Here is a 23741-nt window from a genome sequence, read left to right on the forward strand (position 1 = left end):
CATGCAGAGAGTGCAATTTTATATTTCGAATTTTAATACCAAAAAACATATTATAGAAAAATGACAAAAAGTGTCCACCGTATTGATGTTGCCGATGCCCTGAGAGGTTTTTCGGTACTAGGAATAGTGTTAGTACATAGCCTCGAAAACTATAATCTTTTCAATTTCACTCCGATAGATACTCCATTTATGAAGTTTCTGGATTCGGTTCTATTCGATTCTACTTTTTTTATTTTTGCAGGAAAAGCTTATGGTATATTTGCCTTATTATTTGGCTTTAGTTTTTTTATTCAGGATAATAATCAGTTGAAAAGAGGCAACGATTTTCGTCCTCGTTTTTTATGGCGTTTAGTTTTACTATTCGTTTGGGGAATGATCAATTCTCTTTTCTATACAGGCGATGTTCTGGTAATGTTTTCACTCATCGGTATTGTGCTGATATTAACGGCACGTTTGTCTACCAAGACTGTATTGATTATCGCTGCAATCTTTATCCTTCAGCCAGTAGAGTGGGGGCGTGTTATTTATGCTTTAGTTAATCCGGACTATGTAATGGGCGAAAGTATGGTAGGATATCATTATGGCAAGCTAAATCCTATCTTGATAGATAAATCGGCAAGCTTGAGTGAGATATTTAATGTAATGTTGCATCATGGAGAATGGGGTAGCTTTATGTGGGCATGGGAAAATGGACGTTTTTGTCAGGTTGCCGGACTGTTCTTATTCGGAATGCTTATAGGGCGTACAGAATTCTTCCTTCATCCCGAAACTAATATTCGCAAATGGGTTCGTATGCTAATTCTTGGAGTTGTTTGCTTCTTCCCTCTCAAAGGGTTGACTCTTATGCTTCCGGGCTTTATTGAAAATAAAGCTGTGTTAGAGCCTTTGGGAATAATAGTCCAATCTTTTGCAAATGTTTCATTTCTATTTTTCCTCGTATCATTAGTTCTTATTGTTTATTATTCTACTGAAAAAGGACAATCCTTATTAAGGAGGTTGATACCTTATGGAAAAATGAGTCTTACCAATTATATAACTCAATCTTTGTTAGGTGGGGCAATATTTTATAGCTGGGGGCTTGGTCTATCAGTGAGTATAACAATGTCCTTTCTGATCGGGGTCGGAATATTCATCGTACAATATATATTCTCTTGTTGGTGGATGAAAAACCACAAGCATGGACCTCTCGAATATATATGGAAAAAGGCAACATGGATTGGCTCAAAGAAAGATTAAACCGTTTGTATTGATATTAAAAATAAAACCTCAAAAGCTTCATTTTGCCTTTGAGGTTTTATTTTAGATTTGTATCATATTTTCTAATTCGAGGGTTTCAACCCTTTTTCGAAAACTTCTGTAATTGTAGCCTCTATGATTTTGTTTTCACTGATCTTTAAATCTTTTGCGATCTGGCTTTTCAAATCAGATTGAACGTAAATTAAAGGATCCTCGCAAATTACTTTCTTTAATCCCCTTGAGTCATCCAGTGTTGCATAATCTTTATCCTGCATTTTATATTTCCCTTTTAGAGGGTCTGCGAAATTAAGATAATAATAATAAGTCTTATCATTCTTAAATTCATAGCTTGTATGCTCGGATATTACATTTTGTTTGATGTATTCTTCAACTTTTGCTTTTAACGCCGGATCTGTGACGGAGATATCAACTTTTGTTGCTGTATATATCCAATGCCCTTCTATGGTGCTTGTAGGTGGGTTTTCGTCTCCATCACAAGACAGCATAAAGAGACCTATAGAAAAGGCCATCAGTATATATGTTAAAAATTTCGCTTTCACAGCTTTAATATTAATATTAATTTACAAATGTACATATATTAAACGTAAAAATAGCTAAAATGTTGCATCTTTTTCGATAAAAAATCGGACAAAAAGATTTATCCGATTTCTTAACACCAAACTTATTATCTATTATCATTCAGTAGGTAATACATCTTTTATATAAGATGTTCTATTATGACTTCAATCAATAGTAATATTGTAAAAACAACGATTATAACCATATCTGTTTATATTTATATTGAAATCTTTATACGTTCTGTTTAATGGATATTCTTTTATAACTTTCTTATCACGTGGCGTTTTTATCACAATCTCAAACGTTTCTAAACTCCATGGGTTTGAATTTGTATGCCATGTCGGATTAATTGTTAATAAAGAATCAGTCAGGGTGTAATCTAAGTGCAGATCTTCTACTTTTCTTTTGGCTGTCATTTCGTTGTCTGCGAAATTCTTTTTATGTATTTCAATTACATAATTGGTTAATGTTGTATCCACACTGGTTTGTATGGAAGGTAACACGCATAGCTTTTTATTGTCGGCAGATCCGGTATACAAAACAAATGGATTGTTCGGCTGTGATTCTGCGTTTAAATATTCGCTACCCAATTTTACGTATAGTGAATCTGAGGTTGTATTTGCATTTACACTCTCTACGGCTTCCGCAGTGTGGCGATGATTTAATCCAAATTTAAATCCGGTATTTCCTAAATAAAACGAAGCCCCTAACCATAAAAGGAATCCAATAACAAAACTGATTAATGTCTGAGTTGTAAACGGAGATCTTTTCAATATTTTAATCATTAGAGATAGTAGCCCCATTAGTGGAATTAAAGATGCCAGCAAGAATGCAATCTTTAAATTAATTGAACTTAATCCTAATAGTATGAGATAATTATTTAGACCCAGGATTGTTGTGTCAAAGTACAACCAAATAAAAGAAGCAATCATCGCAATAATGATGAGAAACAAAATTACCGCCAGAATACCAATGAATACATTCACAAGGATGCCTATTGCCGAAGCTAAAGAACTGCCTTTGTATTTTCGGGCTGATTGTGTGCGGTCTTCTTCAATATTTGAAATAGACGGATCAGATCCGGTCATCGATAGTTTTTGCTTGAAAGAGTGAGCCGCAGGCATTACTGCCCATAGGATACCATATATCAGCACCATGACCATGCATGAAGGCCCTCTGTGTATAAACAATAGCAAGAAAAGGAATATCCCCGAGAATATAAGACGCATGATAGTTGTGTCTATTCTGAAATAGTGCCCCAATCCGCTGCACACTCCACCAATGAATTTGTTGTCAGTGTCTCTGTATAGTTTTTTCTTGAACAAATCCTGTGTGTCGTCGGTTGCATAGTCTGATTTCCCAAAAGATTTCTTTTCAGAATCTTCTTCCGCATATTCCTCTTGCAGAGCATCGTCAAAGTCTTTTGGGCTTCCCATAATTTTTATAATATCCAACGCATCCGCCATAGATACCACCCCATCTGCCGAGCTTACACGCATTTGTAATAATTCGCTCAAACGAAGTTCGATGTCGGATATGATTTCACCCGATTCCGAGTTTTTTTCGAAATGCCTCCTTAAGGCTTTCAGGTAATCGTCGAGGACACGGAATGCATCTTCTTCGAGATTGAAAGCTAATCCTCCTATGCTAACTCTAATTGTTGGTTTCATTGTTATCAGATTTTATTTATTTCTAATATTGTCTATTACTCTTACCAGATCAGTCCAAGCTCCATCCAGTTCTCCTAATACAGCATTTCCTTTTTCTGTGATTGCATAATATTTCCGGGGCGGCCCTTGTGTCGATTCTTCCCATCTGTAAGAGAGTAATCCTTGGTTTTTTTGACGTGTAAGCAACGGATATAATGTTCCTTCGACCACGATCATCTCCGAATCTTTCAGTTCGTTTATTATATCTGATACGTATGCGTCTCCTTTAGATAGAATACTGAGGATGCAATATTCTAATATGCCCTTACGCATCTGAGCCTTTATGTTGTCTACATTTATAGTTTCCATATTGTTGAATTATTTGTGTTGTGATGTAAATCTTCTGATGTTTTCGGCTGTCGGAGCATAACCTCTCAGCTCCAGCTTTTGAGCTACACTTATAGCTCTAGGCATTACAATCCAAAGAACACAGTATACAAGGATGGCTGTACCATACAAGAAAGAAGTAGCGGCAAAAATCACCCTGATGATAGTTACGTCGATACCAAGGTATAGTGCCAATCCGCTACATACACCTGATATCATTTTTTCGTCAATATCTCTATACATGCGTTTATCTCCTCTTGTATATTCTTTATCTGAGCTCTTATAATTTTTATATTCAGCTTCCTGATCGGACGATTTAGAGTCTACTTCGCCTAAATGGTCTATTACTGTTTGTACTTGTTTCATATCGACAACTTGATTTGAATATTTCATTTCTTTTTGTAATATCTCAGCTACACGAGCTTCAACATCTTCCATTACTTCACGAGCTTCCTGTTTGTCAGGAATAGTTTCTTCGAATCGTTTCAGATAATCTTTTAATCTGAAATATGCATCGTCTTCCATTGTGAAATTGATGCCTCCTATACTTACTTCAATAACCTTTTTCATATTTTAGACTATTTGTTTTTGTATTCTATTACCTAATATTATCCTATACAATGTTGTTTGTAATGCAAATATATAAATAAATACTAGTACCATGCAATGCATAGTACTAATGTGTAATGATTGTTGTTTTGTTATATATCTAATATATAGTTGTTTATCCATTTTTGAATATTGTATATTTAACTTTAATTAACTATTATGGGCTATTTATACTTGTGATAATTGATGTATACATGTACTATATAATATAAAAAAAGCGATGCCGGTAAGATTAATGTTATCTTATCGGCATGGCTTGAAGTATTGAACCTGTCAAAATAGGAGACAGGCATTTGTTTATCGTAAGCTTAATTTACATTCCTGTTTTTATCTTTCATTATATCGGTAGAAGATTCTTTTGCTATTTAGTCAGATTCATTATTATCGTTATACCAATTTACTCTTCTCAATACAAACATTACGATAGCCAATGCTACAAACAGACCAATAGCTCCGAATAGCAAAGAGAGGTTTTCTAACTGTAATATTATATATAGATAGGTGTATAGTCCTGCAAGGAATAATCCCATCATAGTTGCTTGTTTTGCGTTTCGGAACATTGTTATTGAATACGAGGCGATAAGAGTAGTGGTGGCAGAACACGAAATCAGATAAGATAAGCCAAAGCTGAGATGTTCTGATATGGCAAGTAATAGCACATAGAAGATAACAAGGCCGCTACTAACCAGCAAATACTGTACAGGGTGAATTCTTTTTCGGCTAAGGAGCTCAACTAAGAAAAACACTACAAATGTGAGTACTATAAACATAATGGCATATTTTACCGAACGCATTGTCATCTGATATTTGTCCACAGGTAATTTCATGGCTACACCTAGGGTGGAAGACTTCAATACATCATTATCGCCAATCCACATTTGTACATAATTGCGGTTATAATCAAATATATCCCATTTTGCATCAAAGCCGTCTTTATTCACGGTACGTTCTGTTGGTAGGAAATTGCCATCAAATGATACGGTGTTCCATGGTGATTTTAGGTGTATTGTACTTTCTTTTCCCACTGGGTTGAAGTATAATCCTTCGCTTCCATTAAGAGCCAGTTCGAAATTGAAATCGTAACTGTTGATAGCGGGATCTAAAGGTATTTCAACAGTCACTCCCGCACTCACAAATGAATTATTATTAATTCCCGGTTGAACGATCTGTGGCTTTCCATTTACATTGAATACAATCTTATTTTTAATCCCTTGCAGATACGTAATACCAATCAGGACGAAAGCCTTATCCCACATTACTTGCTCGGGTTTGATGTTTAACTTAGCATAATCCGGCAAAGAGAAGGTTCCGCTTACATGGAGATTAGATTGATATACCAATGCTTTGAAGAGTGTGCGAAAACGTTCTTCTGTTTTTATATTTCCTTCAACGTTGAAGCTGTCGGGAAGAAAATAGGCATAATTTGTGATTCCATTTTGATTTTTATCTGCCCCACTCTGTATCGGGAGTACCAATACAGGACCTGATATAGTTTGAACCCCACTCCATTTCTGGCTTATTTCGTCTTGAACTGCTTTCTGATTCCCTTCACGTTCTTCAACGAGTGATCTTACCAGATTGATAGGTAATAGCATAACGGCAATTAAAACTGCAACAACAATGACTTTTACAAAAATCATGTTTACTCCGATATCGAATTTTGTTTTCATAAATAATTAAATTAATAATATGTATAAAAGTTCTTTGAAATTCAAAGTTTGTAAATAAAAAAAATTATGCCAAAGGATTAAGTAATCGCTCGAGAGCGTCTATATGTTCTTTAAAGAGTTTCTTTCCCAGAGGTGTCACCTTGTAAGATGTATTGGGCTTCCTTCCCAAAAATTGTTTTCTTACTTCAATTACTTCCTCTTTTTCTAAAGCCTTCAAGTGACTGGCCAGATTTCCGTCGGTAACGTCAAGCAGCTCTTTCATTGTATTGAAGTCTACACTGTCATTTACCATTAGCACCGACATTATACCTAAGCGGATACGGCTGTCGAAGATTTTATTCAATCCTGATATAATATCTTTCATAATCAACCGTTTTTCTCTGATTTTACATCATATTTGTAATGAATTAGTATACCATATACAATATGTAAAACACCAAAACCTATTCCCCAAAATATAAGATCGTAGCCTACTGTTATCGCTGCTGCCAAACCCAATATTATTTCGCATGCACCTAATACCTTTACATCTCGGAATGTGCGGGAACCTGCAGCTATGAGTCCTAGTCCGTAAAAGATAAGCATACAAGGTGCTACCATAAAGTAAACATCTTTGTAAATAAGGATAAGGGATAATAGACCTCCTGATATTAATGGCACGCTAAAATCTTTAGCTATCTCTAACGTTACAGGCATCCAAAGTTTCGAATTGCTTTTTTTAGCCTTGCGGGCTGAGAAATATAATCCCACTGTAACAGCTCCAATAAGTACAACCGTCGCAATCAGAATAAGATCATATAGAAGATTCCCGGTAAAAGTAAATTCGCCTATCAATACAAAATAAGCTGATATAGCACCCAATATTGCAAATGTACCTGCCATAACACCAGACATACCGCTGATCGATAAGAATTTGCTCGAACGTTCCATCATAGAACGTATGTGTTTTATATCATCTAAATTTGTATCCATACTATTTACTTTGAAATACAAAGTAATATGATATATTTTGATTGTGCAACAAAATAGCTGGAAATTTTTATAGAGATAGAGAATCAAAAACTCCCTACTTATACAAGATGTTAAGCAGGGAGTTTTTAAATTTTAATTATCTCCGATTGAACTTTCTATGTTATATATTTAAAAGTACTTCTCTTTCCTTCAGAACTTTTATCATATCAGCAGTCATTTTCTCCAGATCATATTCAGGACACCATCCCCATTCGTGACGAGCGCAAGTGTCGTCAAGCGAGTTTGGCCACGAATCTGCTATAGCCTGTTTTAGAGGGTCTACTTCATATTCCATTACGAAACTAGGGTAATGTTTTTTTATTGCTGTATAGATCATTTCCGGATCGAAGCTCATAGATGCAATATTAAACGAGTTTCGATGGATAAGTTTTGCCGGATCGGCTTCCATTATATTTATTGCTGCATTTAGGGCATCGGGCATATACATCATGTCCATGAATGTTCCCGGCTTCAGAGGACATATAAATTTCTCCTCTCTTACTGCATTGTAGTATATCTCAACGGCATAGTCTGTCGTACCTCCACCGGGATGAGTAAGGTTGGATATGATACCCGGAAAACGTACCGAGCGAGTGTCTACTCCCCATCTGGTATAATAATAGTCGCTAAGCAGTTCACCCATTACTTTGGTAATTCCATACACCGTATTTGGACGTTGGATAGTATCTTGAGGTGTTTTGTCTTTTGGTGTGTTAGGACCGAAAGCACCTATAGAACTGGGAGTAAAAACGGCACAACCAAACTCGCGTGCTACATCGAGGCAATTCATCAGGCTATTTACTCCGACATCCCATCCTAACTTAGGATTTTTTTCGGCTGTAGCTGATAATATTGCTGCCAGATTGTAAATAGTATCAATTTTGTGTTTTTTTACTGCGTCTGCTATTTGCTGTTTGTCTGTAGCGTCTATTTCTACAGTAGGGCCCGATTCGAAAAAGTTTTCAGGAAAAGGAGGTTTGTAATATCCGCAGATAACATTACTCTCTCCATAAATAGAGCGCAATTTAATACTTAATTCCGAGCCTATTTGACCCGTACTGCCTACGATAAGAATGTTTTTCATAAAAGAAAAATCTGATTGTAAAAGGGTGATTGTTTAGTTGTATCTTGTTTCAATATCTCACTTACTTAATAACGCCCAGTTCTTTTCCTACCTTCGTAAATGCGGCGATACATTTATCGAGATGTTCTTTTTCGTGTCCTGCTGATATTTGCACACGGATACGAGCTAAATCCTTAGGTACTACAGGATAGTAGAAGCCTGTAACATAAATACCTTCGTCTAATAATTTTGCAGCCATATCCTGCGATAGTTTTGCATCATAGAGCATTACGGCACAGATAGAAGACTGAGTAGGTTTGATGTCAAACCCTGCTGCTTTCATTTTTTCTACAAAGTAGTCGGTGTTGGCATGCAGTTTGTCTTGCAACTCATTTGTGCGATCCATCATTTCAAACATTTTAATACCTGCTGCAGCTATAGCTGGAGGAATAGAGTTTGAAAATAAATAAGGGCGGGAACGTTGGCGCAACATGTCGATGATTTCTTTCTTTCCTGTCGTAAAGCCGCCAATAGCTCCACCGAAGGATTTGCCAAGCGTGCCTGTAATGATTTCTACCTTTCCACGAAGATTAAACAGTTCGGTGGTTCCGCGTCCTGTTTTTCCTACAACTCCGGCAGAGTGCGATTCGTCGATCATAATCATTGCATCATACTTTTGTGCCAGCTCATATATTTTATCCATCGGAGCCACATTGCCATCCATTGAGAAAACTCCGTCTGTAACTATTATACGGAAACGTTGGGCTTGGGCTGCTTGCAATTGTTTTTCCAGATCAGCCATATCTGCGTTTGCATAACGATACCGTACAGCCTTACATAAACGTACTCCATCTATTATTGAAGCATGGTTTAAAGAATCGGATATAATAGCATCTTCTTCGTTCAAAAGCGGTTCGAACACTCCGCCGTTGGCATCGAAGCAAGCTGCATATAAAATTGAATCTTCTGTGCCGAAGAATTTAGCAATAGCTGCTTCTAATTGTTTGTGCAGGTCTTGTGTTCCGCAAATAAACCGCACGGAAGAAACGCCAAATCCACGTTCATCCATAGCATCTTTGGCTGCTTGTATAAGTTCCTTATTGTTAGATAATCCCAGATAATTATTTGCGCAGAAATTAAGGACTTCTTGTCCGGTATTTACTTTGATTGCAGCACCCTGTGGTGATACAATAATACGTTCGTTCTTATATAATCCTGCTGACTGAATGTCAGCTAATTCGTTTTGTAGGTACTTTTGAAAACCAGAATAAGTGCTCATGATAATTATATTTTTGAAACAAAGGTAATAAAATGCTACTAACTAAAAGTGTCAACATGTTTAAAAATAGTGTCCTCAATGTCATTATTAGTATCTCTATCTTATCCTTTAACTCAGTAGAGTGCACTTCTGTTAGAGATTGTAGGCGTGATAAGCAAAAAGAGGGCTTATTGTACAATATATCCAATTTAAACTTTCAGCGAAAAAAAGATTATTGGTATCTTTACAAGTCAATATAAAAGATGAGATTTTTATTATGAAAAAAGTTATTTTGTTATTCGTATTACTAAGTGTTTGTTTTATCCATACATACTCTCAGAACCAACTTCTTGTATTGGATAATTATACTATCCCGGTAAATAATAAGGGTGCTGTTGTAGGAAAAGTCATTTCAACAGGAAGTGAAAAAATTACATTAAAAGATCCTTCCGGACTATTTGAAATCGATAAAGAAAAAAATATAAGGCTCAAGAAAGGAAAGCAGTTAACTCCAAGCTCGCCTATTTCTTATGAGATAGTATTAAAAGAAGGAAAGACTGAAAAATCATTCGAGCTGGTAAAAGATGAGTTTTTACATAACAAGGTGATTGCTCACAGAGGAGCGTGGAAAGATCGTGATTTTAGCCATAATTCGATGAGTTCATTGAAGCATGCCGTAGAGATAGGTTGTGAAGGTTCAGAGCTAGATGTGTGGATGTCATCAGACGATGTTGTTGTACTCTCACACGATCCTTCGATAGGAGGTAAGGATGTTGAATCAACTACAGCTGCAGAATTGTCTGCCGTAGCATTGAAGAATGGCGATTTTGTACCAACTCTAGAAGAGTATATCAACTATATAAAGACACAGAATAAAACAAAATTAATCATAGAAATAAAAGGTACAAATAAAGGGAAGGCTATCGCTGACTCTGTAGTGCATTTGGTACATCGGATGAAAGCTCAGGCGTGGGTAGATTATATATCTTTTGGTATGCAATATCTTACTCGAGTTAAAGAATTAGACCCTGCAGCAAAAGTACTTTATTTAGGATCGGATAAAAGCTTGGAAGGGTTAAAAGCAGCAAATATAGATGGTATTGATTTTCATTACTCATTATTTCAGAAAGACCAGGAATTAGCAGATAAGGCGAAGTCAATGGGTTTGCTTACTAATGCTTGGACGGTGAATAAGGAAGAAGATATGCAAAAAATGCTCAAATTAAAACTGGATTTCATCACAACCGATGAGCCGGAATTGCTTCTTAGACTATTAGATAAATAGCAAAAATGAATATATTATGGAGAAACGCTGAAAATATTTTCAGCGTTTTTTTTATGGAAAATCAAACGAATAAATCTCTACTAAATAAAAGGTATTGAATAACAGGACGGATAATCAATGTCTCGCATTATAAATATGAGAAGCCGTAGAATATACAATTTTACTGCTTTTTTATTTCTTTAATACAATAGATGAGTGTTAAATTGACGCATTTATTCTTAATTTTATATTAAATGCTTCTTATTGTAAATTTAATTGCCTATTTTCATATTAAGCGTTTTTAATACAAACCAAAACATAAAAAGCAATAGTTTTTACTAATCGGTCTCAAGGTATAAGATTAACTTATATCGTTGCATTACTTCATATTGATATATGAACTAATAATAGTGTGCTTTAGTACAAGCTATTCAACGTAATATTTAATTAATACAAACAATAGAGTTATGAATAAAAAAGAATTGGAAGGAAAGGTAGCAATTGTTACCGGAGGAGGATCAGGTATTGGTAAGATGTCAGCTTTGTCATATGCTGAATCGGGAGCTAAGGTTGTTGTAGCAGATATATCGGAAAGAGATGGACAGAACGTTACCGATGAAATTCTAGAAAAAGGGGGTGAAGCTATATTTGTAAAAACAGATGTATCTCAGGCTCAAGACAACGAGAATCTTGTGAATAAAGCATTGGAGGTATATGGTAAGCTAGACATTGCGTTCAATAATGCTGGAATTAAAGGACCTATTGCTCCTCTTGCTGATTACCCTATTGAGCAATGGAATAAAATATTACAGATCAATCTATCAAGTGTTTTTTACGGAATGCACTATCAAATACCGGCAATGCTTAAGAGCGGCGGTGGCAATATAGTAAATACTGTATCTATAATGGCACAATTGGCCGCTTACGGAAATTCCGGCTATGTGGCAACAAAACATGGTGTACTGGGACTAACAAAGAGCGCCTCTGTAGAGTATGGAAAATTAGGAATCAGAGCGAATGCTGTAGCTCCCGGTTTTACTGAAACTCCAATGTTTGTAGATTCTATAACACAAGATTTTTTGGATGAGAAAGTGAAAAAACAAGGTATGGGACGCATGGGTACACCCCAAGAGATTGCCAATATGGTCCTTTGGCTTAGTGGTGATAAATCGTCATTCTGTAATGGTGGGCTATATGTTGTTGACGGCGGTTTCTTAGTAGAACAATAAAAATAAAACAGGATATTCATCGTGAATATCCTGTTTTATTTTTATTATCCGCCCGAAGAGTCGACTTTTTATTGTTTCTTTTTCTCTTTTTTAATGTATGAGAATGAAGTTATATAATTCTCAAATGTTTTGTTATACTTTGTTGTTCCAGACATCACGATTTGAGAAACAAAGTTGTTTTCGTCAAAAGTATAATTGTATTTTATATCAGCATACTTTCTTTCCCCTTCCATTTGGATAATTTCTGCTTGGATAATATTGTTTTTATTTTTTGTCCCCATATGCTCCGACAGAAACGGAAGGCTTGCCATTAGCCAACATGTGCTTGCCATGTTGAATGTATTGCGTGGCATTTCATAGCAATAGTCCGATGGTGCTGCGTATTCTTTATCATCATAAGTATATACAAATCTGTATCCTTTAGATGTTGTGATTCCTGATATATTTCCATCTTTAATAGTGTAGTTTTCCGTATAATTCAAAGATGAGGTCACGCCTGTCTTATCATAATGATCAAGCTGTTTGATATATCCCGCATCGTCATAAATAAATGTGGTAGAGTCGTTGATAGCTACCTGCTTTGAGACCTTTCCGTTTGATGTTCTTTCTGTGTATCTTACATGTAAAGCATATTCAGCTTGCTTTTTATCATTACGAAAGACTAACAAGCTATCATAATATATTGTAGACTCGCTTTGTTTTATTAATCTGGAATATGATATTTTTCTGTCGCTTATATAGTCTATTACTATTGCAGAATCTTTGATGTTAGAACTTTGTATCGTTTTCATCAAGTCATTATCTGTATATGTAAATTCCTGACTATAACGAAAAGAAAAACCCGGATTATCTTCAGGGTAAGTAACTGTTTTTAATAACCAATAGTATTCAGGTATTTCAGGCTCAGGCTCTTCTTGCGGAGGATGGTATAATCTTATAGATTCATCAGAGCAGGATAAGCATATGATAATAAGTATTATACTAGATATTACATAAGAGGAGAATTTCATTTTCTTAGTTTTGTTTAGGCTTTACCATTAGACGCGCAAAGATAATAAATATAATATTAAAAAGTAATCAAATTTGTTAAAGGTATAATATCGAATATTTCAAAAATCAGGTTTGTGAAGAGATATAAACTCATTCTATAATTTGTACATTTGTAGTATATAAAAACACTAAAAATAAAGATATGAAGTTTAGGTCAATTATTCTATTGCTCAATTTGATTGTCGCAGTCACTTTGTTTGGGCAGAAAAAAGAGAGCTTATTACAGGCATATACCACACCTCCGGTTGCGATCGTAAACCCACTAAAGATTGATAGTGTAAACCTCAAAGGTGAAAAATTTTCTGAATCAGATTTGCTAAAAATGTCGATGTCAATACCAGAGCAGTCTGCTTTTGTAAGGCCTTTGAAAGCCGATAGTGATGGTTTTTTATATCCTGAAAAACCACAGGATGGAGCCTTCTCTTTGCAATTGATATCATTTTATATTACTTCAGATAGATATGCGAAGGGAACATTGAGGGTGACTAGTCCTAATATGTTGGAGATATACATTGATGGTAAGTTGGCTACTTCAAAAACAACAAAAGAAAAAACTTTCCGGTCTGACAAAAAAGATATAACGGCTTCGATAAATCCTTATCCTCTACAAAATCGTGTCGTAATAAAACTCTTGGCTTCGGCTAAAGATGAAGTACCCCCTACTTTGAAAATTGAAATAGAGAATGAAAAAACTGATTCTGTCTCTAATTTTACAATGTCAAATTCTATAAATCGAAGTGTGAATTTTTCAGACATGCTTCTGGGCAAACGAGTGACAAACGTGAGTTTATCCGCAGGAGGACAATATGCATTACTATCTTATAGAGAAACATTTGGAGAGAAGAGTGCTACAACTACTGAGCTATATAACCTAAAAACTCGTATTAGTCTTTTAATTGATACTGACGGACGTAAGAGCCAGCTTGCTTGGATGCCCAAAAGCGAGAAAATGTTTTATGTTTCTAAAGATGACTCAGGCTCAGAGCTAAGGACAATAGATCCTGCAACATTGCAGGAAGCTGTACTCGCAAAGAACATACCGGATGAAAGCATTATGTTTTCGCCTGATGAAAAAACTTTATTTTATACCAAGCTTGAAAAAGAAGCTGAGAATAAAAATGATCTGAGGCTCTTAAGGTCGCCCGAGGATCGTCAACCCGGTTATGGAAACAGGTCTTTTATATATAAATATGATTTGGCTACAGGGCTAAGTCAACAATTGACATTTGGTACTCATTCTACAGCATTGAATGATATAAGTGAAGATTCGAAACAATTATTGATTTCAATATCAGAAGAGACTGTTACCAGCAGACCTTTTAGTACAAACTCTATGTTTAAGCTGGATTTATCAACTATGACAGTTGATACTCTATGGACAAAAGACAGCTTTGCATATAGCGCATCGTTTTCTCCTGATGGAAAGAAAATCCTTATTGCCGGAGCCGGAGAGGCTTTTAATGGAATAGGGTTGAATATTGAGGAAGAGCAGGTTGCGAATAGTTATAATACTTTGGCTTTCATTATGGATTTAGAAACTAAAAAGATAGATCCGATAACTAAAGATTTTAACCCAAGTATTGATGCCTATTTTTGGAATAAAAAAGATAACCTTATATACTTTCGCACAACAGACAAAGACTGTGTCAATATGTATACTTATAACCTTTCGACTAAAGTATTTTCGAAACTCCCTTTAGACGAAGAAGTTATTCGTACATTTAGTACTGCGGGGAATGCCCTTTTAGGTATTTACGCCGGTGTTAGCGTATCTAACTCTACCAGGGGTTATATCTATGATCTTAAGACTCAGAAGTCGATTCGGATAGCCGACCCTTATCAAGAGAGATTATCTCAAATGACATTAGGTAAGGTTGAGGGTTGGAATTTTACAAATTCAGCCGGAACAGAGATTACAGGAATGTTCTATTTACCACCTAATTTTGATCCTACGAAAAAATATCCAATGATTGTTTATTATTATGGAGGTACTATGCCCACATCCCGTACATTCGAAGGACCATATCCCGGTCATGTATTTGCTTCACAGGGATACGTTGTTTATGTAGTGCAGCCAAGTGGTGCTACCGGCTTTGGACAGAAGTTTTCGGCTCTTCATGTTAATGCTTGGGGAAAGCGTACAGCTGAAGATATAATAGAGGGAACGAAGCAGTTTGTGAAAGAACATCCGTATGTGAACGATAAGAAAATAGGTTGTATCGGAGCTTCGTATGGCGGCTTTATGACGATGTACCTTCAAACTCAAACTGACATGTTTGCTGCTGCTGTTTCCCATGCAGGGATCAGTTCTATCAGTAGTTATTGGGGTGAAGGATATTGGGGTTATACATATAGTTCGGGGGCTAGTGCAAATAGCTACCCTTGGAATAATCAGGACTTATATGTTAAACAGAGTCCTTTGTTTAGTGCTGATAAAATAAAAACACCTCTTTTGTTAACACACGGAACCGTGGACACAAATGTTCCTATCGGTGAAAGTATTCAAATGTATACGGCTCTCAAGATACTCGGAAAACCGGTTGAATTTATTCAGGTAAAAGATGAAAATCATGGAGTCGCAAATTATAAAAGGCGGGTGGAATGGAATAATTCTATAATGGCTTGGTTTAGCAAATGGCTTAAGGAGGATACTGCTTGGTGGAATGCCTTATACCCGGATAAGTAAGTGTAAGTTTAGAAGGATATTAAGGAGGATATTGATGAAAATTCAGTATCCTTTTTTATTTTATTAAAAAGAGGCTTACTGTTTTACTTGGTTTAGAAATGTATTAAAGGAATACAATTATGTAACTTTACCTTTCGGTATGTCATGATAAAGCTATAACATTATGAAAAACGGAGTGATGATGCAATACTTCGAATGGAATTTACCAAATGATGGTAAACTGTGGAAGCAACTTTGTGCAGATGCCAGGCATCTGCATGAAATTGGTATTACTGCTGTTTGGATACCGCCAGCCTACAAGGCTGACGAGCAACAAGATGAAGGGTATGCAACGTATGATCTCTTTGATTTGGGAGAGTTCTTTCAAAATAATACGGTCAGGACAAAATATGGAACGAAGGAAGAGTTGAAGTCTATGATTTCCGAGCTGCATAAATATAATATTTCGGTATACCTTGATGCTGTGATGAATCATAAGGCGGAGGGAGATTATACTGAAAAGTTTACAGTTAGAGAAGTAGACCCTGAAGAAAGAAATCGTGACATTTCTGATGAGTTTGAAATACAGTCTTGGACGGGGTATGATTTTCTTGGACGTGCAGATAAATATTCTAGTTTCAAGTGGCATTGGTATCACTTTTCGGGAGTAGGCTTTGATGATATAAAAAGGAGAAGTGGTATTTTTCGCATTATAGGAGACAATAAGAATTGGAGTAGAGGGGTAGATTTAGAACACGGGAATTATGATTTTTTGATGTACAACGATATCGATTTGAATCATCCCGCAGTCATTACCGAACTCAACCGTTGGGGAGTATGGGTAGCTAACGAACTGAATCTTGATGGGGTGCGTTTGGATGCCATTAAACATATGGATGATAAGTTTATCAAACAGTTTATCCAGTGGGTTAGAATGAACACAGGCGAAGATTTCTATGCAGTAGGAGAATATTGGAGTGGTAATGTAGATACTTTAAATAACTATTTGGAAGCAGTGGATAAGAGTATTGATCTATTTGATGTGCCTTTACATTATAGCCTATACGATGCTTCCAGAAAGAAAAAAGAGTATGATATGAGAAATCTATTGAAAGACTCTTTGTCTGTTATGCATCCTGAGTTAGGTGTGACTTTTGTTGATAATCACGATTCGCAGAAAGGAAGTTCGTTAGAGTCTGAGGTTGAAGATTGGTTCAAGCCATCGGCATACGCCTTGATATTATTAATGAAAGACGGGTATCCATGTATTTTTTATGGAGACTATTATGGTGTGAATGGTAAAATATCCAATCATCGAAAAACGATAGATACACTACTAAAAGCGAGGCATAAATACGCATACGGTCATCAGGTTGATTATTTCGATCATGCAGCTATTGTTGGTTTTGTGAGACTGGGTGATACAGATCATTTAGATTCAGGTCTGGCTTTACTCATATCCAATGGTGAAGATGGAAGTAAAATGATGAATGTTGGCACTCACCGAAGTGGCGAAATTTGGTATGACTTGACTGGGAATGTAGAATATGATATAACTATAGATACCTATGGTTATGGAGAGTTTGCTGTTAAAGAGGATCGTTTTTCCGTGTGGGTAAAAAAGCCGAACGGCTGCAAAAGGAATTGATATCTCATCTTTTACAGCCGTTGCTTATACTATATTTTAATTACTTAAATAGTAATGGCAAAAATTCTGATAAGTATGTACGCCAGTTGCTCCAAGTGTGTCCACCCTCAGATTCTACATAAGTGTATTTAGCACCCATATTATTAAGCTTGGCTCTGAATCCTTCTACATCCTTATATAAAAAGTCTGTCTTTCCTATTCCTATCCAATAAAGTTTATAGCCATTATTTATTTGTCCTGATAGTGTTCCGTCAATATCTTCATAAACTTTTGAATTCTTATTTGGAGGATTTATCGCAGGAGAAAATAAGCCTATGTAGTCGAATGTATTTGGATAATATCGTGAGATATGCAATGAATGGTATCCACCCATCGATAAACCGGCTATAGCACGTTCCGAACGGTCTGTGTAGACACGATAATTGCTTTCTATGAATTTTATTATATCCGGGAATGTTTCTTCCATCTTTCCATCCATCGTTTGAGGTAACTGGAATACAGGTTTGTAAAACCCTAAGCTCGATTCTCCGGGAGCAGCCTCTTGAGATACATTCCCGTTCGACATCACGATAAGCATAGGTTTAGCTTTGCCTTGAGCAATAAGATTATCTACGATCTGTGAGGTTCGTCCCAGAGCCATCCATGCTTCTTCATCGCCACCCATTCCATGTAGTAGATATAAAACCGGGTATTTATCTTTACCGCTTTCATATCCTGGAGGAGTATAGATGGTAATCCGGCGTGTTTTATTATTTCCGGGAGAGTCGTGCCAACGACGAGTAACCGAACCATGAGGTACGTTTTGCACTTTATATAGATCTCCGTTGCCGTTACCTACTATAAATATATTAGATACCGTAGCTACATCTCTATTGAGATATACATTATTAGGGTCTTTTGTTTCTACTCCGTTTACAAAAAATGAATAGCTATAAAGATCAGAAGGTAAAGCTTCTGTCGTGTACGACCAAAGCCCTTTTGCGTCTTTAGTAAGGCTTATCATTCCCGGCTTCCAGTTATCTCGAGGAATCCAGTCTCCGGTGATTTCTACCGTGTTTGCATTCGGAGCATATAGGCGGAATGTAACAGTATTGTTACTGTGTACTTCCGGGGAAATAATGTCCGAACCCTCACCCAATGCCTGTTGTGCATGGATATATACCATTGATAAGATTAAAGTAATGGTAAATAAAAAAGTTCTTTTCATGTTTATAAATTTAGGTTTTCATCATCTTTATAGTCGTCAATAGTCATTGCAGTGTCTTTTTCATCTAAATACTCTCTTTTGAAAATATCAATGCAAAGGATAAATACTGAAAGCAACAATGGGCCGAATATTACACCCCAAAAGCCAAATAATGTAAGACCGATTATAACACCGAATACAGTTATTAACGGATGGGTATCTGCCATTTTCTTTTGTAATATAAAACGGATCAGATTGTCGGAGTTCGATATTACGATCAGAGCATATATAGCTAAGCCAATGGCATTAAACCAATCGCCGGTTAGTGCTAAATAGACAGCCAACGGGAACCATATCAGTGATGTGCCGATTAATGGAATAATCGTAGCAAAACATGTGAGGAATCCGAACAGAATCGGGCTGGGCGCATCAAATATAATGTATCCGATTGTGGCAACAACACCTTGTATTATAGCTAATAAAGGTATTCCGATAGCATTTGATGTAACCATCATTTTTACAGAATGTATAACGCTCTTTTTATTATCATCATCGAAAGGAAGGAGTGAGAAAAGATATTTCTCCATTCGTTCACCACCGATTAGCATGAAATAAAGCACAAAGACAAGTACCAGAGAATTGATGATAAAACTGCTGACGCTATCTAACAATATCTGACCTATTTTAGGTAGATAAGATGCTGCGCTTATTAAATTTTCTGAACTAAGTACATTATACCCTGTTTTTTGTTGAATTAACTCATTGAAATGCTGTATTCCTGATATGTAAGACGACGGGTCAAGATTTATATTGTTCAGTTCTCCTACTAATAACCATACTGCCACAGAAATGGGGATAAGAAAACATAATATGGCCTCGATAACAATAAGAATAGCAGACAAAGCCCGTCCCAAATTCTTTTTCTGCGTAAGATATCTCATTTGTCCTCTTACCATAACATAAATGGTAGATGCTCCTAGTACCCCACTCATAAATGGTGCAAGTTCTCGGAATAGGACAACGGCTATGAAAAGAATAAGTATTATAAGGGAATACTTCCAGTACTGAGCTTTAATGTTTTCCATCTGTTCTGGTGTAATTATTAATCTACAAATCTATAAAATAATTATACAGCATTGAATCTTATAAAACAAAAAATATTTTTAATAAAATCCGTGTCTTGTATTATCTCTGAGTTCAAAATATCCGATAACCTAAAGTTAAAAACAATGCACTGTTATATGACTTAGAACTGCCTCTGGAGTAATTGATCAAACCATGTTCGTAACCAAAGTTCAGTAATATACGTTTACATTCTACTCCTACAGATCCGGCCAAACCCATGTCGAAGCGTTTCAGTGTTTCGCTTGAAAAAGTGTCATATTCGTACTCTGAATATTCGGTATAAGTACCATTCGATAATTCACTATCGCCCGGTAGAGCCATTTTTAGAGCTTCTTTTGCTTTATATTTTCCACCAATACCGTAACCAAGATATGGGCCAAAAGTAAAATTAAGGCATACCTCCCTTGATACGTTTAGTCTGTAACCTGCTTTAATGGGCAAGACAAGATATGAAGCTCTCACCTTTTCTTCTGACATATAAACATCAGGAGAATAGCCATCCCCGTTAATATCACCAACTGCCATTGAACTAGAATTTGCTCCTTTCATCGCAAAATCCAATCCTGTTTGCAAAAATAAATTATTAGGGAGATTCATTTCCAGGCCTACCCCTCCTCGGAATCCATATTTGGAATCGGTAGAATTACCCTTTATCCGCATATCTGAAAGACTTCCTCCGGCATTGATAGTAAAAGAGAATGGAGAGCTTTGTGCCGCAATATAATTCCCTACAAAAAGTAGTATTGCAAGTAATAAAAGTTTAATAGATTTCATATTCGTTATTTAGAGTTAAGTTCTGTTTTGTATCTTACATAAGCAAAGCATTTACTATCTGGCGACCAAGAATTGACATTGAATGTTCCTTGACCTCCAAAAAGCTTTATTAATGTCTGAGGTTTGCCTCCTGTAGCCGACATTATGCGAATCTCTACATTTTTGTAGCGTAGATGCTCATGTGGTTCAAGATCTCCTTTTTTGTATGCTATATAAACTACATGTTTGCCATCGGGCGAGATATGAGGAAACCATGAGTTTCTATCTTCATCAAAAGTCATTTGAGTCTGTTCCGAACCGTCTGTTTTCATTCTCCATAGTTGCATCAATCCGGTGCGTACTGAGTTGAACCAGATGTATTTTCCTTTTGGAGTATATTCCGGCCCGTCATTCAACCCTTCCGAGAAAGTAAGACGGGTCTCATTTGTTCCATTTATATTTATAGTATATACATCCATTTCTCCTTCTCGGTTTGCACAATATGTCAGTGATTTTCCATCAGGACTCCACCCGTGCAGATAACTCGGAGCTGATGGCGTCACTTGTCTGGGAGTACCTCCTTCGGCGGGCAGTATAAAAACAGTAGGTCTCCCTTGAGGCAATGAGCGATGGCTTACTGCAAGCCTTTTTCCATCGGGAGAAACTAGATGGTCGTTATTACATTGGTTAGCAAAACCTGTATCTATTAATTGCGGTTCGCCTCCCGATGTAGATAGTTTATATATTAGTCCCTCACTGTTATATATAAGCCATTTTCCATCAGACGTCCAGTCGGGAGCTTCTATGAGATAAGGAAATTCTTTTATTAATATACTTTTGTTTGTAGCGATGTCGAATATTTCGAGTATACTGGTTACTTTCTCCGGTTCGGGATTATAATTCATTTTATTATTGATTGTTTAGACGATAACTTACGAAGGCAATATATTTACTATCGGGTGACCATGAATTAACATTTATAGTACCCTGCCCTCCAAATAGCTTTGTCAATGTTTTTGGTTCTCCTCCATTAGTCGGCATGATCCGTAATTCGACATTCTTATTAGGCAAATGTTCATCAGGTTTTAGATCACCTTTGTAATATGCAATAAATACAACAAGCTGACCATTGGGTGATATATGTGGAAACCACGAGTTACGTGTTTCGTCAAAAGTCATTTGAGTTTGTTTCGTGCCATCTATCTTCATTCGCCATATCTGCATTAGGCCTGTGCGCACCGAATTGAACCAAATATAATTTCCATCGGGGGAGTATTCCGGACCATCATCCAAACCGTCCGAATTTGTGAGTCGTTTTTCTACACCACCTTTAGCCGGAATAGAATAAACATCATAATTGTCTTTTCTTTCGGCACAATAAGTTAGGTATAGTCCATCAGGACTCCATCCATGTAGGTAACTTGGGGCTAACGGGGTTATGAGTTGAGGATCTCCACCGCCAATGGGTAATGTATAGATGCGTGACTGCCCATCTTCTTTTGTGCCGTGGCTGATTGCTATTTGTTTTCCGTCGAAAGACAATACATGGTCGTTGTTGCAATTAGTTGCAAAACCTGTGTATATTTCCTCTGGCTCGGCAGGAGTAGTAGGGGAGAGTTTCCAAAGTTTCCCTCCACTGTTATAAATAAGCCATTGTCCGTCATAAGTCCAGTTTGGCGCTTCTATCAGATAAGAGAACTCTTTTACCCTAGTTCGTTCACCGGTTTCAATATTCAATATTTCGAGAATACTGGTTGTTTTATTTTGTTGTGCCTGTATGGATAACAAATAAAACAGAAGAGAGATCAATAGGAGGGCATTTCTCTGCATGGGGCGTTATTGTTTTATGATATAATTGAATCCTATGCCTATTTGTATCGGGGTGGAGTTCTTAAATTTAATAACTTCAGGTTTGATTTTTGAGAAATCGAAAGTATTATAGCCTAACCAACAGTTAATAGCCCATCTTTCTGTTACGGGAAATTGATAGCCTGCTCTAATCTCATACTGAAGTTTGTATTTGTGAGCAGATCCTTCCATGTTGGTTATCTTGTCCAGATTCAAATTCATTCGTGTATACGATAGTCTGTTTTCAAGATACAGATACTGAGCCCGATCTCTCTTGTCGTCATAACCTATAGGGAAATATAATTTCGGGGCAATATAGGGTGCCCAATATGTGCCTCTGTATATGTCTTTGAAATCTCCGTTGGTTTCACTTATCCCTCCTTGTCCTATATTAGGATCTGCGTAACCTACTTTTTGATTGAATCCACCAAAACGAAATCCGGCTTCTACTCCGAAGAAAAAGATAAAATCATACTCGTACCCTATGCTACCACCAACAGCCGTTGGGTTGTTTTTCTCACTATTGAAATAATGCATTCCCCAAGACATGTCTATCCCGGCATTAAGCTTATGACCCTCTTGTGCAGAAGCAAATAGGAATGTCAGTAATAACGATAATAGAGATATTATATTTTTCATAATGTAACGGATTTACCTATTGTATCCAAATGTTTTGTACAGTAGCATTGTTATGTACAAATCTAATGAAAATAGAATAAATTACGTCATTAATTCAGTATATTTTGTAGATATCTAAAATTCAAAGCTTTCTCCCGTGTGCTGCCATTTTATAAACTTACAACCTTTGCTTTCGGCATATTCAGCAAATGCGTTTGCCTTATCATAAGCTTCTCCAAAGTGCATTGGTGCAAAAAGGTTTGTTTGTATCGCATCTAAAAATTGTTCAGCACCTTTCATGTAATCTTTCCCCAATCTAGGATCTACAGGAAACATGGCTAAGTCGAGATGTTTAATCTTGCCGACTAGTAAATCCAGTTCTTTCTTGTAAAAGCTTTCTGCTTCATCTATCTCTTCTTTGGTAGACTCTTCATTCCAATGCCAGTTATTTAAGTCTCCTGCATGAAAGGTGGTTTTCCCTTCGGCTTTTATCAAAAAAGAAATACCTAAGTCGGTAGAGCCAAAAGCTTCGATAGAGAGTGTTTCGTCCCTGTATGTATCCGATTTGTCAAGATAGATCGCATCTCTCTCTTTAGCTTTCCTATATTTTAAAATGTCTTTCGAAAAGATATAAATGACATTTGGATGTTCCCATTTCCATTTTAGTATCTCTTTGTTGAAGTGGTCGTGGTGCGAATGAGTGCAAAGGATATATAACTTTTTCTTTTTTTTTAGAAGTTCTTTGTAAACGATACCTTCGCCCGGTATATCAGACGAGTCTTTGTAATAATCTATAATGATAGTAAAGTTATCACCTTCTATTGCATAGCCGCTATGAAAAATATAAGTTAGTTTCATTTCTTTTAATTAATAATTCTTTTTTCTTACTGAGT

Annotated in this window: 22 protein-coding genes; 5 read left to right on the forward strand and 17 right to left on the reverse strand. The window is 36.4% G+C overall.

Going from position 1 to position 23741, the window contains the following annotated elements; genetic code table 11:
• The first annotated feature begins 60 nt into the window (after nucleotides 1-60).
• On the forward strand, nucleotides 61-1236 hold the full coding sequence (locus HMPREF9456_RS06055; protein WP_006842601.1) for a DUF418 domain-containing protein: 1176 nt from the start codon (nucleotides 61-63) through the stop codon (nucleotides 1234-1236).
• An 83-nt stretch (nucleotides 1237-1319) separates the two neighbouring features.
• Here HMPREF9456_RS06055 and HMPREF9456_RS06060 read toward each other — a convergent pair whose 3' ends face one another.
• The 9 genes from HMPREF9456_RS06060 to kbl all read right to left on the reverse strand — a co-directional run bounded on the left by HMPREF9456_RS06060 (nucleotide 1320) and on the right by kbl (nucleotide 9483).
• On the reverse strand, nucleotides 1320-1766 hold the full coding sequence (locus HMPREF9456_RS06060) for a hypothetical protein (protein WP_006842602.1): 447 nt from the start codon (nucleotides 1764-1766) through the stop codon (nucleotides 1320-1322).
• Between the two features lie 213 nt (nucleotides 1767-1979).
• A complete protein-coding gene (locus tag HMPREF9456_RS06065; RefSeq protein WP_006842603.1) occupies nucleotides 1980-3485 on the reverse strand; it encodes a PspC domain-containing protein in 1506 nt (501 codons plus the stop codon).
• A 12-nt stretch (nucleotides 3486-3497) separates the two neighbouring features.
• Complete coding sequence (locus tag HMPREF9456_RS06070) at nucleotides 3498-3833, reverse strand: PadR family transcriptional regulator (protein ID WP_006842604.1); 336 nt, start codon at nucleotides 3831-3833, stop codon at nucleotides 3498-3500.
• Between the two features lie 9 nt (nucleotides 3834-3842).
• Entirely contained in the window at nucleotides 3843-4421 is a 579-nt protein-coding gene (locus tag HMPREF9456_RS06075; protein ID WP_006842605.1) for a PspC domain-containing protein, read from the reverse strand.
• 404 nt (nucleotides 4422-4825) lie between these two features.
• Nucleotides 4826-6130 carry a cell envelope integrity protein CreD gene (gene creD / locus HMPREF9456_RS06080; RefSeq protein ID WP_006842606.1) on the reverse strand — a complete coding sequence of 435 codons (1305 nt, stop codon included), beginning with the start codon at nucleotides 6128-6130 and terminating at the stop codon, nucleotides 4826-4828.
• A 64-nt stretch (nucleotides 6131-6194) separates the two neighbouring features.
• Nucleotides 6195-6494, reverse strand: a complete 300-nt coding sequence (locus HMPREF9456_RS06085; protein WP_006842607.1) for a winged helix-turn-helix domain-containing protein — start codon at nucleotides 6492-6494, stop codon at nucleotides 6195-6197.
• Nucleotides 6495-6496: 2 nt separating this feature from the next.
• Entirely contained in the window at nucleotides 6497-7102 is a 606-nt protein-coding gene (locus HMPREF9456_RS06090) for a hypothetical protein (protein WP_006842608.1), read from the reverse strand.
• 160 nt (nucleotides 7103-7262) lie between these two features.
• Entirely contained in the window at nucleotides 7263-8225 is a 963-nt protein-coding gene (locus tag HMPREF9456_RS06095; RefSeq protein ID WP_006842609.1) for an NAD-dependent epimerase/dehydratase family protein, read from the reverse strand.
• Between the two features lie 61 nt (nucleotides 8226-8286).
• Nucleotides 8287-9483, reverse strand: coding sequence for a glycine C-acetyltransferase (gene kbl / locus HMPREF9456_RS06100; protein WP_006842610.1), 1197 nt, complete (start codon nucleotides 9481-9483; stop codon nucleotides 8287-8289).
• A 256-nt stretch (nucleotides 9484-9739) separates the two neighbouring features.
• On the opposite strand from kbl, the gene HMPREF9456_RS06105 reads away from it, so the two are divergent.
• Together HMPREF9456_RS06105 and HMPREF9456_RS06110 are read left to right on the forward strand one after the other, a co-directional pair.
• On the forward strand, nucleotides 9740-10747 hold the full coding sequence (locus HMPREF9456_RS06105; protein ID WP_006842612.1) for a glycerophosphodiester phosphodiesterase: 1008 nt from the start codon (nucleotides 9740-9742) through the stop codon (nucleotides 10745-10747).
• A gap of 446 nt (nucleotides 10748-11193) precedes the next feature.
• Nucleotides 11194-11955, forward strand: a complete 762-nt coding sequence (locus HMPREF9456_RS06110; protein WP_006842613.1) for an SDR family NAD(P)-dependent oxidoreductase — start codon at nucleotides 11194-11196, stop codon at nucleotides 11953-11955.
• Between the two features lie 68 nt (nucleotides 11956-12023).
• Here HMPREF9456_RS06110 and HMPREF9456_RS06115 read toward each other — a convergent pair whose 3' ends face one another.
• On the reverse strand, nucleotides 12024-12965 hold the full coding sequence (locus HMPREF9456_RS06115; protein ID WP_006842614.1) for a hypothetical protein: 942 nt from the start codon (nucleotides 12963-12965) through the stop codon (nucleotides 12024-12026).
• Nucleotides 12966-13147: 182 nt separating this feature from the next.
• On the opposite strand from HMPREF9456_RS06115, the gene HMPREF9456_RS06120 reads away from it, so the two are divergent.
• Both HMPREF9456_RS06120 and HMPREF9456_RS06125 read left to right on the forward strand, forming a co-directional pair.
• Complete coding sequence (locus HMPREF9456_RS06120) at nucleotides 13148-15691, forward strand: S9 family peptidase (RefSeq protein WP_006842615.1); 2544 nt, start codon at nucleotides 13148-13150, stop codon at nucleotides 15689-15691.
• A 163-nt stretch (nucleotides 15692-15854) separates the two neighbouring features.
• The gene (locus HMPREF9456_RS06125) at nucleotides 15855-17318 is read left to right on the forward strand and encodes an alpha-amylase (protein ID WP_006842616.1); all 1464 of its coding nucleotides are present in this window, start codon (nucleotides 15855-15857) and stop codon (nucleotides 17316-17318) included.
• A gap of 40 nt (nucleotides 17319-17358) precedes the next feature.
• Here HMPREF9456_RS06125 and HMPREF9456_RS06130 read toward each other — a convergent pair whose 3' ends face one another.
• The 7 genes from HMPREF9456_RS06130 to HMPREF9456_RS06160 all read right to left on the reverse strand — a co-directional run bounded on the left by HMPREF9456_RS06130 (nucleotide 17359) and on the right by HMPREF9456_RS06160 (nucleotide 23706).
• On the reverse strand, nucleotides 17359-18525 hold the full coding sequence (locus HMPREF9456_RS06130) for an esterase (protein ID WP_026177040.1): 1167 nt from the start codon (nucleotides 18523-18525) through the stop codon (nucleotides 17359-17361).
• A gap of 2 nt (nucleotides 18526-18527) precedes the next feature.
• Nucleotides 18528-19589, reverse strand: coding sequence for an AI-2E family transporter (locus tag HMPREF9456_RS06135; protein WP_006842618.1), 1062 nt, complete (start codon nucleotides 19587-19589; stop codon nucleotides 18528-18530).
• A 112-nt stretch (nucleotides 19590-19701) separates the two neighbouring features.
• Nucleotides 19702-20403, reverse strand: a complete 702-nt coding sequence (locus HMPREF9456_RS06140; RefSeq protein ID WP_006842619.1) for a porin family protein — start codon at nucleotides 20401-20403, stop codon at nucleotides 19702-19704.
• Between the two features lie 5 nt (nucleotides 20404-20408).
• The gene (locus tag HMPREF9456_RS06145; protein ID WP_006842620.1) at nucleotides 20409-21287 is read right to left on the reverse strand and encodes a TolB family protein; all 879 of its coding nucleotides are present in this window, start codon (nucleotides 21285-21287) and stop codon (nucleotides 20409-20411) included.
• A 4-nt stretch (nucleotides 21288-21291) separates the two neighbouring features.
• Nucleotides 21292-22212: a TolB family protein gene (locus tag HMPREF9456_RS06150; protein WP_006842621.1), complete on the reverse strand. Its 921-nt coding sequence runs from the start codon at nucleotides 22210-22212 to the stop codon at nucleotides 21292-21294.
• 6 nt (nucleotides 22213-22218) lie between these two features.
• The gene (locus HMPREF9456_RS06155; RefSeq protein ID WP_006842622.1) at nucleotides 22219-22869 is read right to left on the reverse strand and encodes an outer membrane beta-barrel protein; all 651 of its coding nucleotides are present in this window, start codon (nucleotides 22867-22869) and stop codon (nucleotides 22219-22221) included.
• Between the two features lie 114 nt (nucleotides 22870-22983).
• Nucleotides 22984-23706, reverse strand: coding sequence for an MBL fold metallo-hydrolase (locus HMPREF9456_RS06160; RefSeq protein WP_006842623.1), 723 nt, complete (start codon nucleotides 23704-23706; stop codon nucleotides 22984-22986).
• Nucleotides 23707-23741 lie beyond the last annotated feature (35 nt).

Origin of the sequence: Dysgonomonas mossii DSM 22836 (assembly GCF_000213575.1) — a bacterium.
GTDB classification, from domain to species: Bacteria; Bacteroidota; Bacteroidia; order Bacteroidales; family Dysgonomonadaceae; genus Dysgonomonas; species Dysgonomonas mossii.

Bases quoted from the DNA above. Each gene is read 5' to 3' on its own strand.
- HMPREF9456_RS06055 (WP_006842601.1), top strand. From the start codon at position 61: ATGACAAAAAGTGTCCACCGTATTGATGTTGCCGATGCCCTGAGAGGT.
- HMPREF9456_RS06060 (WP_006842602.1), bottom strand. From the start codon at position 1,766: ATGGCCTTTTCTATAGGTCTCTTTATGCTGTCTTGTGATGGAGACGAA.
- HMPREF9456_RS06065 (WP_006842603.1), bottom strand. From the start codon at position 3,485: ATGAAACCAACAATTAGAGTTAGCATAGGAGGATTAGCTTTCAATCTC.
- HMPREF9456_RS06070 (WP_006842604.1), bottom strand. From the start codon at position 3,833: ATGGAAACTATAAATGTAGACAACATAAAGGCTCAGATGCGTAAGGGC.
- HMPREF9456_RS06075 (WP_006842605.1), bottom strand. From the start codon at position 4,421: ATGAAAAAGGTTATTGAAGTAAGTATAGGAGGCATCAATTTCACAATG.
- creD (WP_006842606.1), bottom strand. From the start codon at position 6,130: ATGAAAACAAAATTCGATATCGGAGTAAACATGATTTTTGTAAAAGTC.
- HMPREF9456_RS06085 (WP_006842607.1), bottom strand. From the start codon at position 6,494: ATGAAAGATATTATATCAGGATTGAATAAAATCTTCGACAGCCGTATC.
- HMPREF9456_RS06090 (WP_006842608.1), bottom strand. From the start codon at position 7,102: ATGGATACAAATTTAGATGATATAAAACACATACGTTCTATGATGGAA.
- HMPREF9456_RS06095 (WP_006842609.1), bottom strand. From the start codon at position 8,225: ATGAAAAACATTCTTATCGTAGGCAGTACGGGTCAAATAGGCTCGGAA.
- kbl (WP_006842610.1), bottom strand. From the start codon at position 9,483: ATGAGCACTTATTCTGGTTTTCAAAAGTACCTACAAAACGAATTAGCT.
- HMPREF9456_RS06105 (WP_006842612.1), top strand. From the start codon at position 9,740: ATGAAAAAAGTTATTTTGTTATTCGTATTACTAAGTGTTTGTTTTATC.
- HMPREF9456_RS06110 (WP_006842613.1), top strand. From the start codon at position 11,194: ATGAATAAAAAAGAATTGGAAGGAAAGGTAGCAATTGTTACCGGAGGA.
- HMPREF9456_RS06115 (WP_006842614.1), bottom strand. From the start codon at position 12,965: ATGAAATTCTCCTCTTATGTAATATCTAGTATAATACTTATTATCATA.
- HMPREF9456_RS06120 (WP_006842615.1), top strand. From the start codon at position 13,148: ATGAAGTTTAGGTCAATTATTCTATTGCTCAATTTGATTGTCGCAGTC.
- HMPREF9456_RS06125 (WP_006842616.1), top strand. From the start codon at position 15,855: ATGAAAAACGGAGTGATGATGCAATACTTCGAATGGAATTTACCAAAT.
- HMPREF9456_RS06130 (WP_026177040.1), bottom strand. From the start codon at position 18,525: ATGAAAAGAACTTTTTTATTTACCATTACTTTAATCTTATCAATGGTA.
- HMPREF9456_RS06135 (WP_006842618.1), bottom strand. From the start codon at position 19,589: ATGGAAAACATTAAAGCTCAGTACTGGAAGTATTCCCTTATAATACTT.
- HMPREF9456_RS06140 (WP_006842619.1), bottom strand. From the start codon at position 20,403: ATGAAATCTATTAAACTTTTATTACTTGCAATACTACTTTTTGTAGGG.
- HMPREF9456_RS06145 (WP_006842620.1), bottom strand. From the start codon at position 21,287: ATGAATTATAATCCCGAACCGGAGAAAGTAACCAGTATACTCGAAATA.
- HMPREF9456_RS06150 (WP_006842621.1), bottom strand. From the start codon at position 22,212: ATGCAGAGAAATGCCCTCCTATTGATCTCTCTTCTGTTTTATTTGTTA.
- HMPREF9456_RS06155 (WP_006842622.1), bottom strand. From the start codon at position 22,869: ATGAAAAATATAATATCTCTATTATCGTTATTACTGACATTCCTATTT.
- HMPREF9456_RS06160 (WP_006842623.1), bottom strand. From the start codon at position 23,706: ATGAAACTAACTTATATTTTTCATAGCGGCTATGCAATAGAAGGTGAT.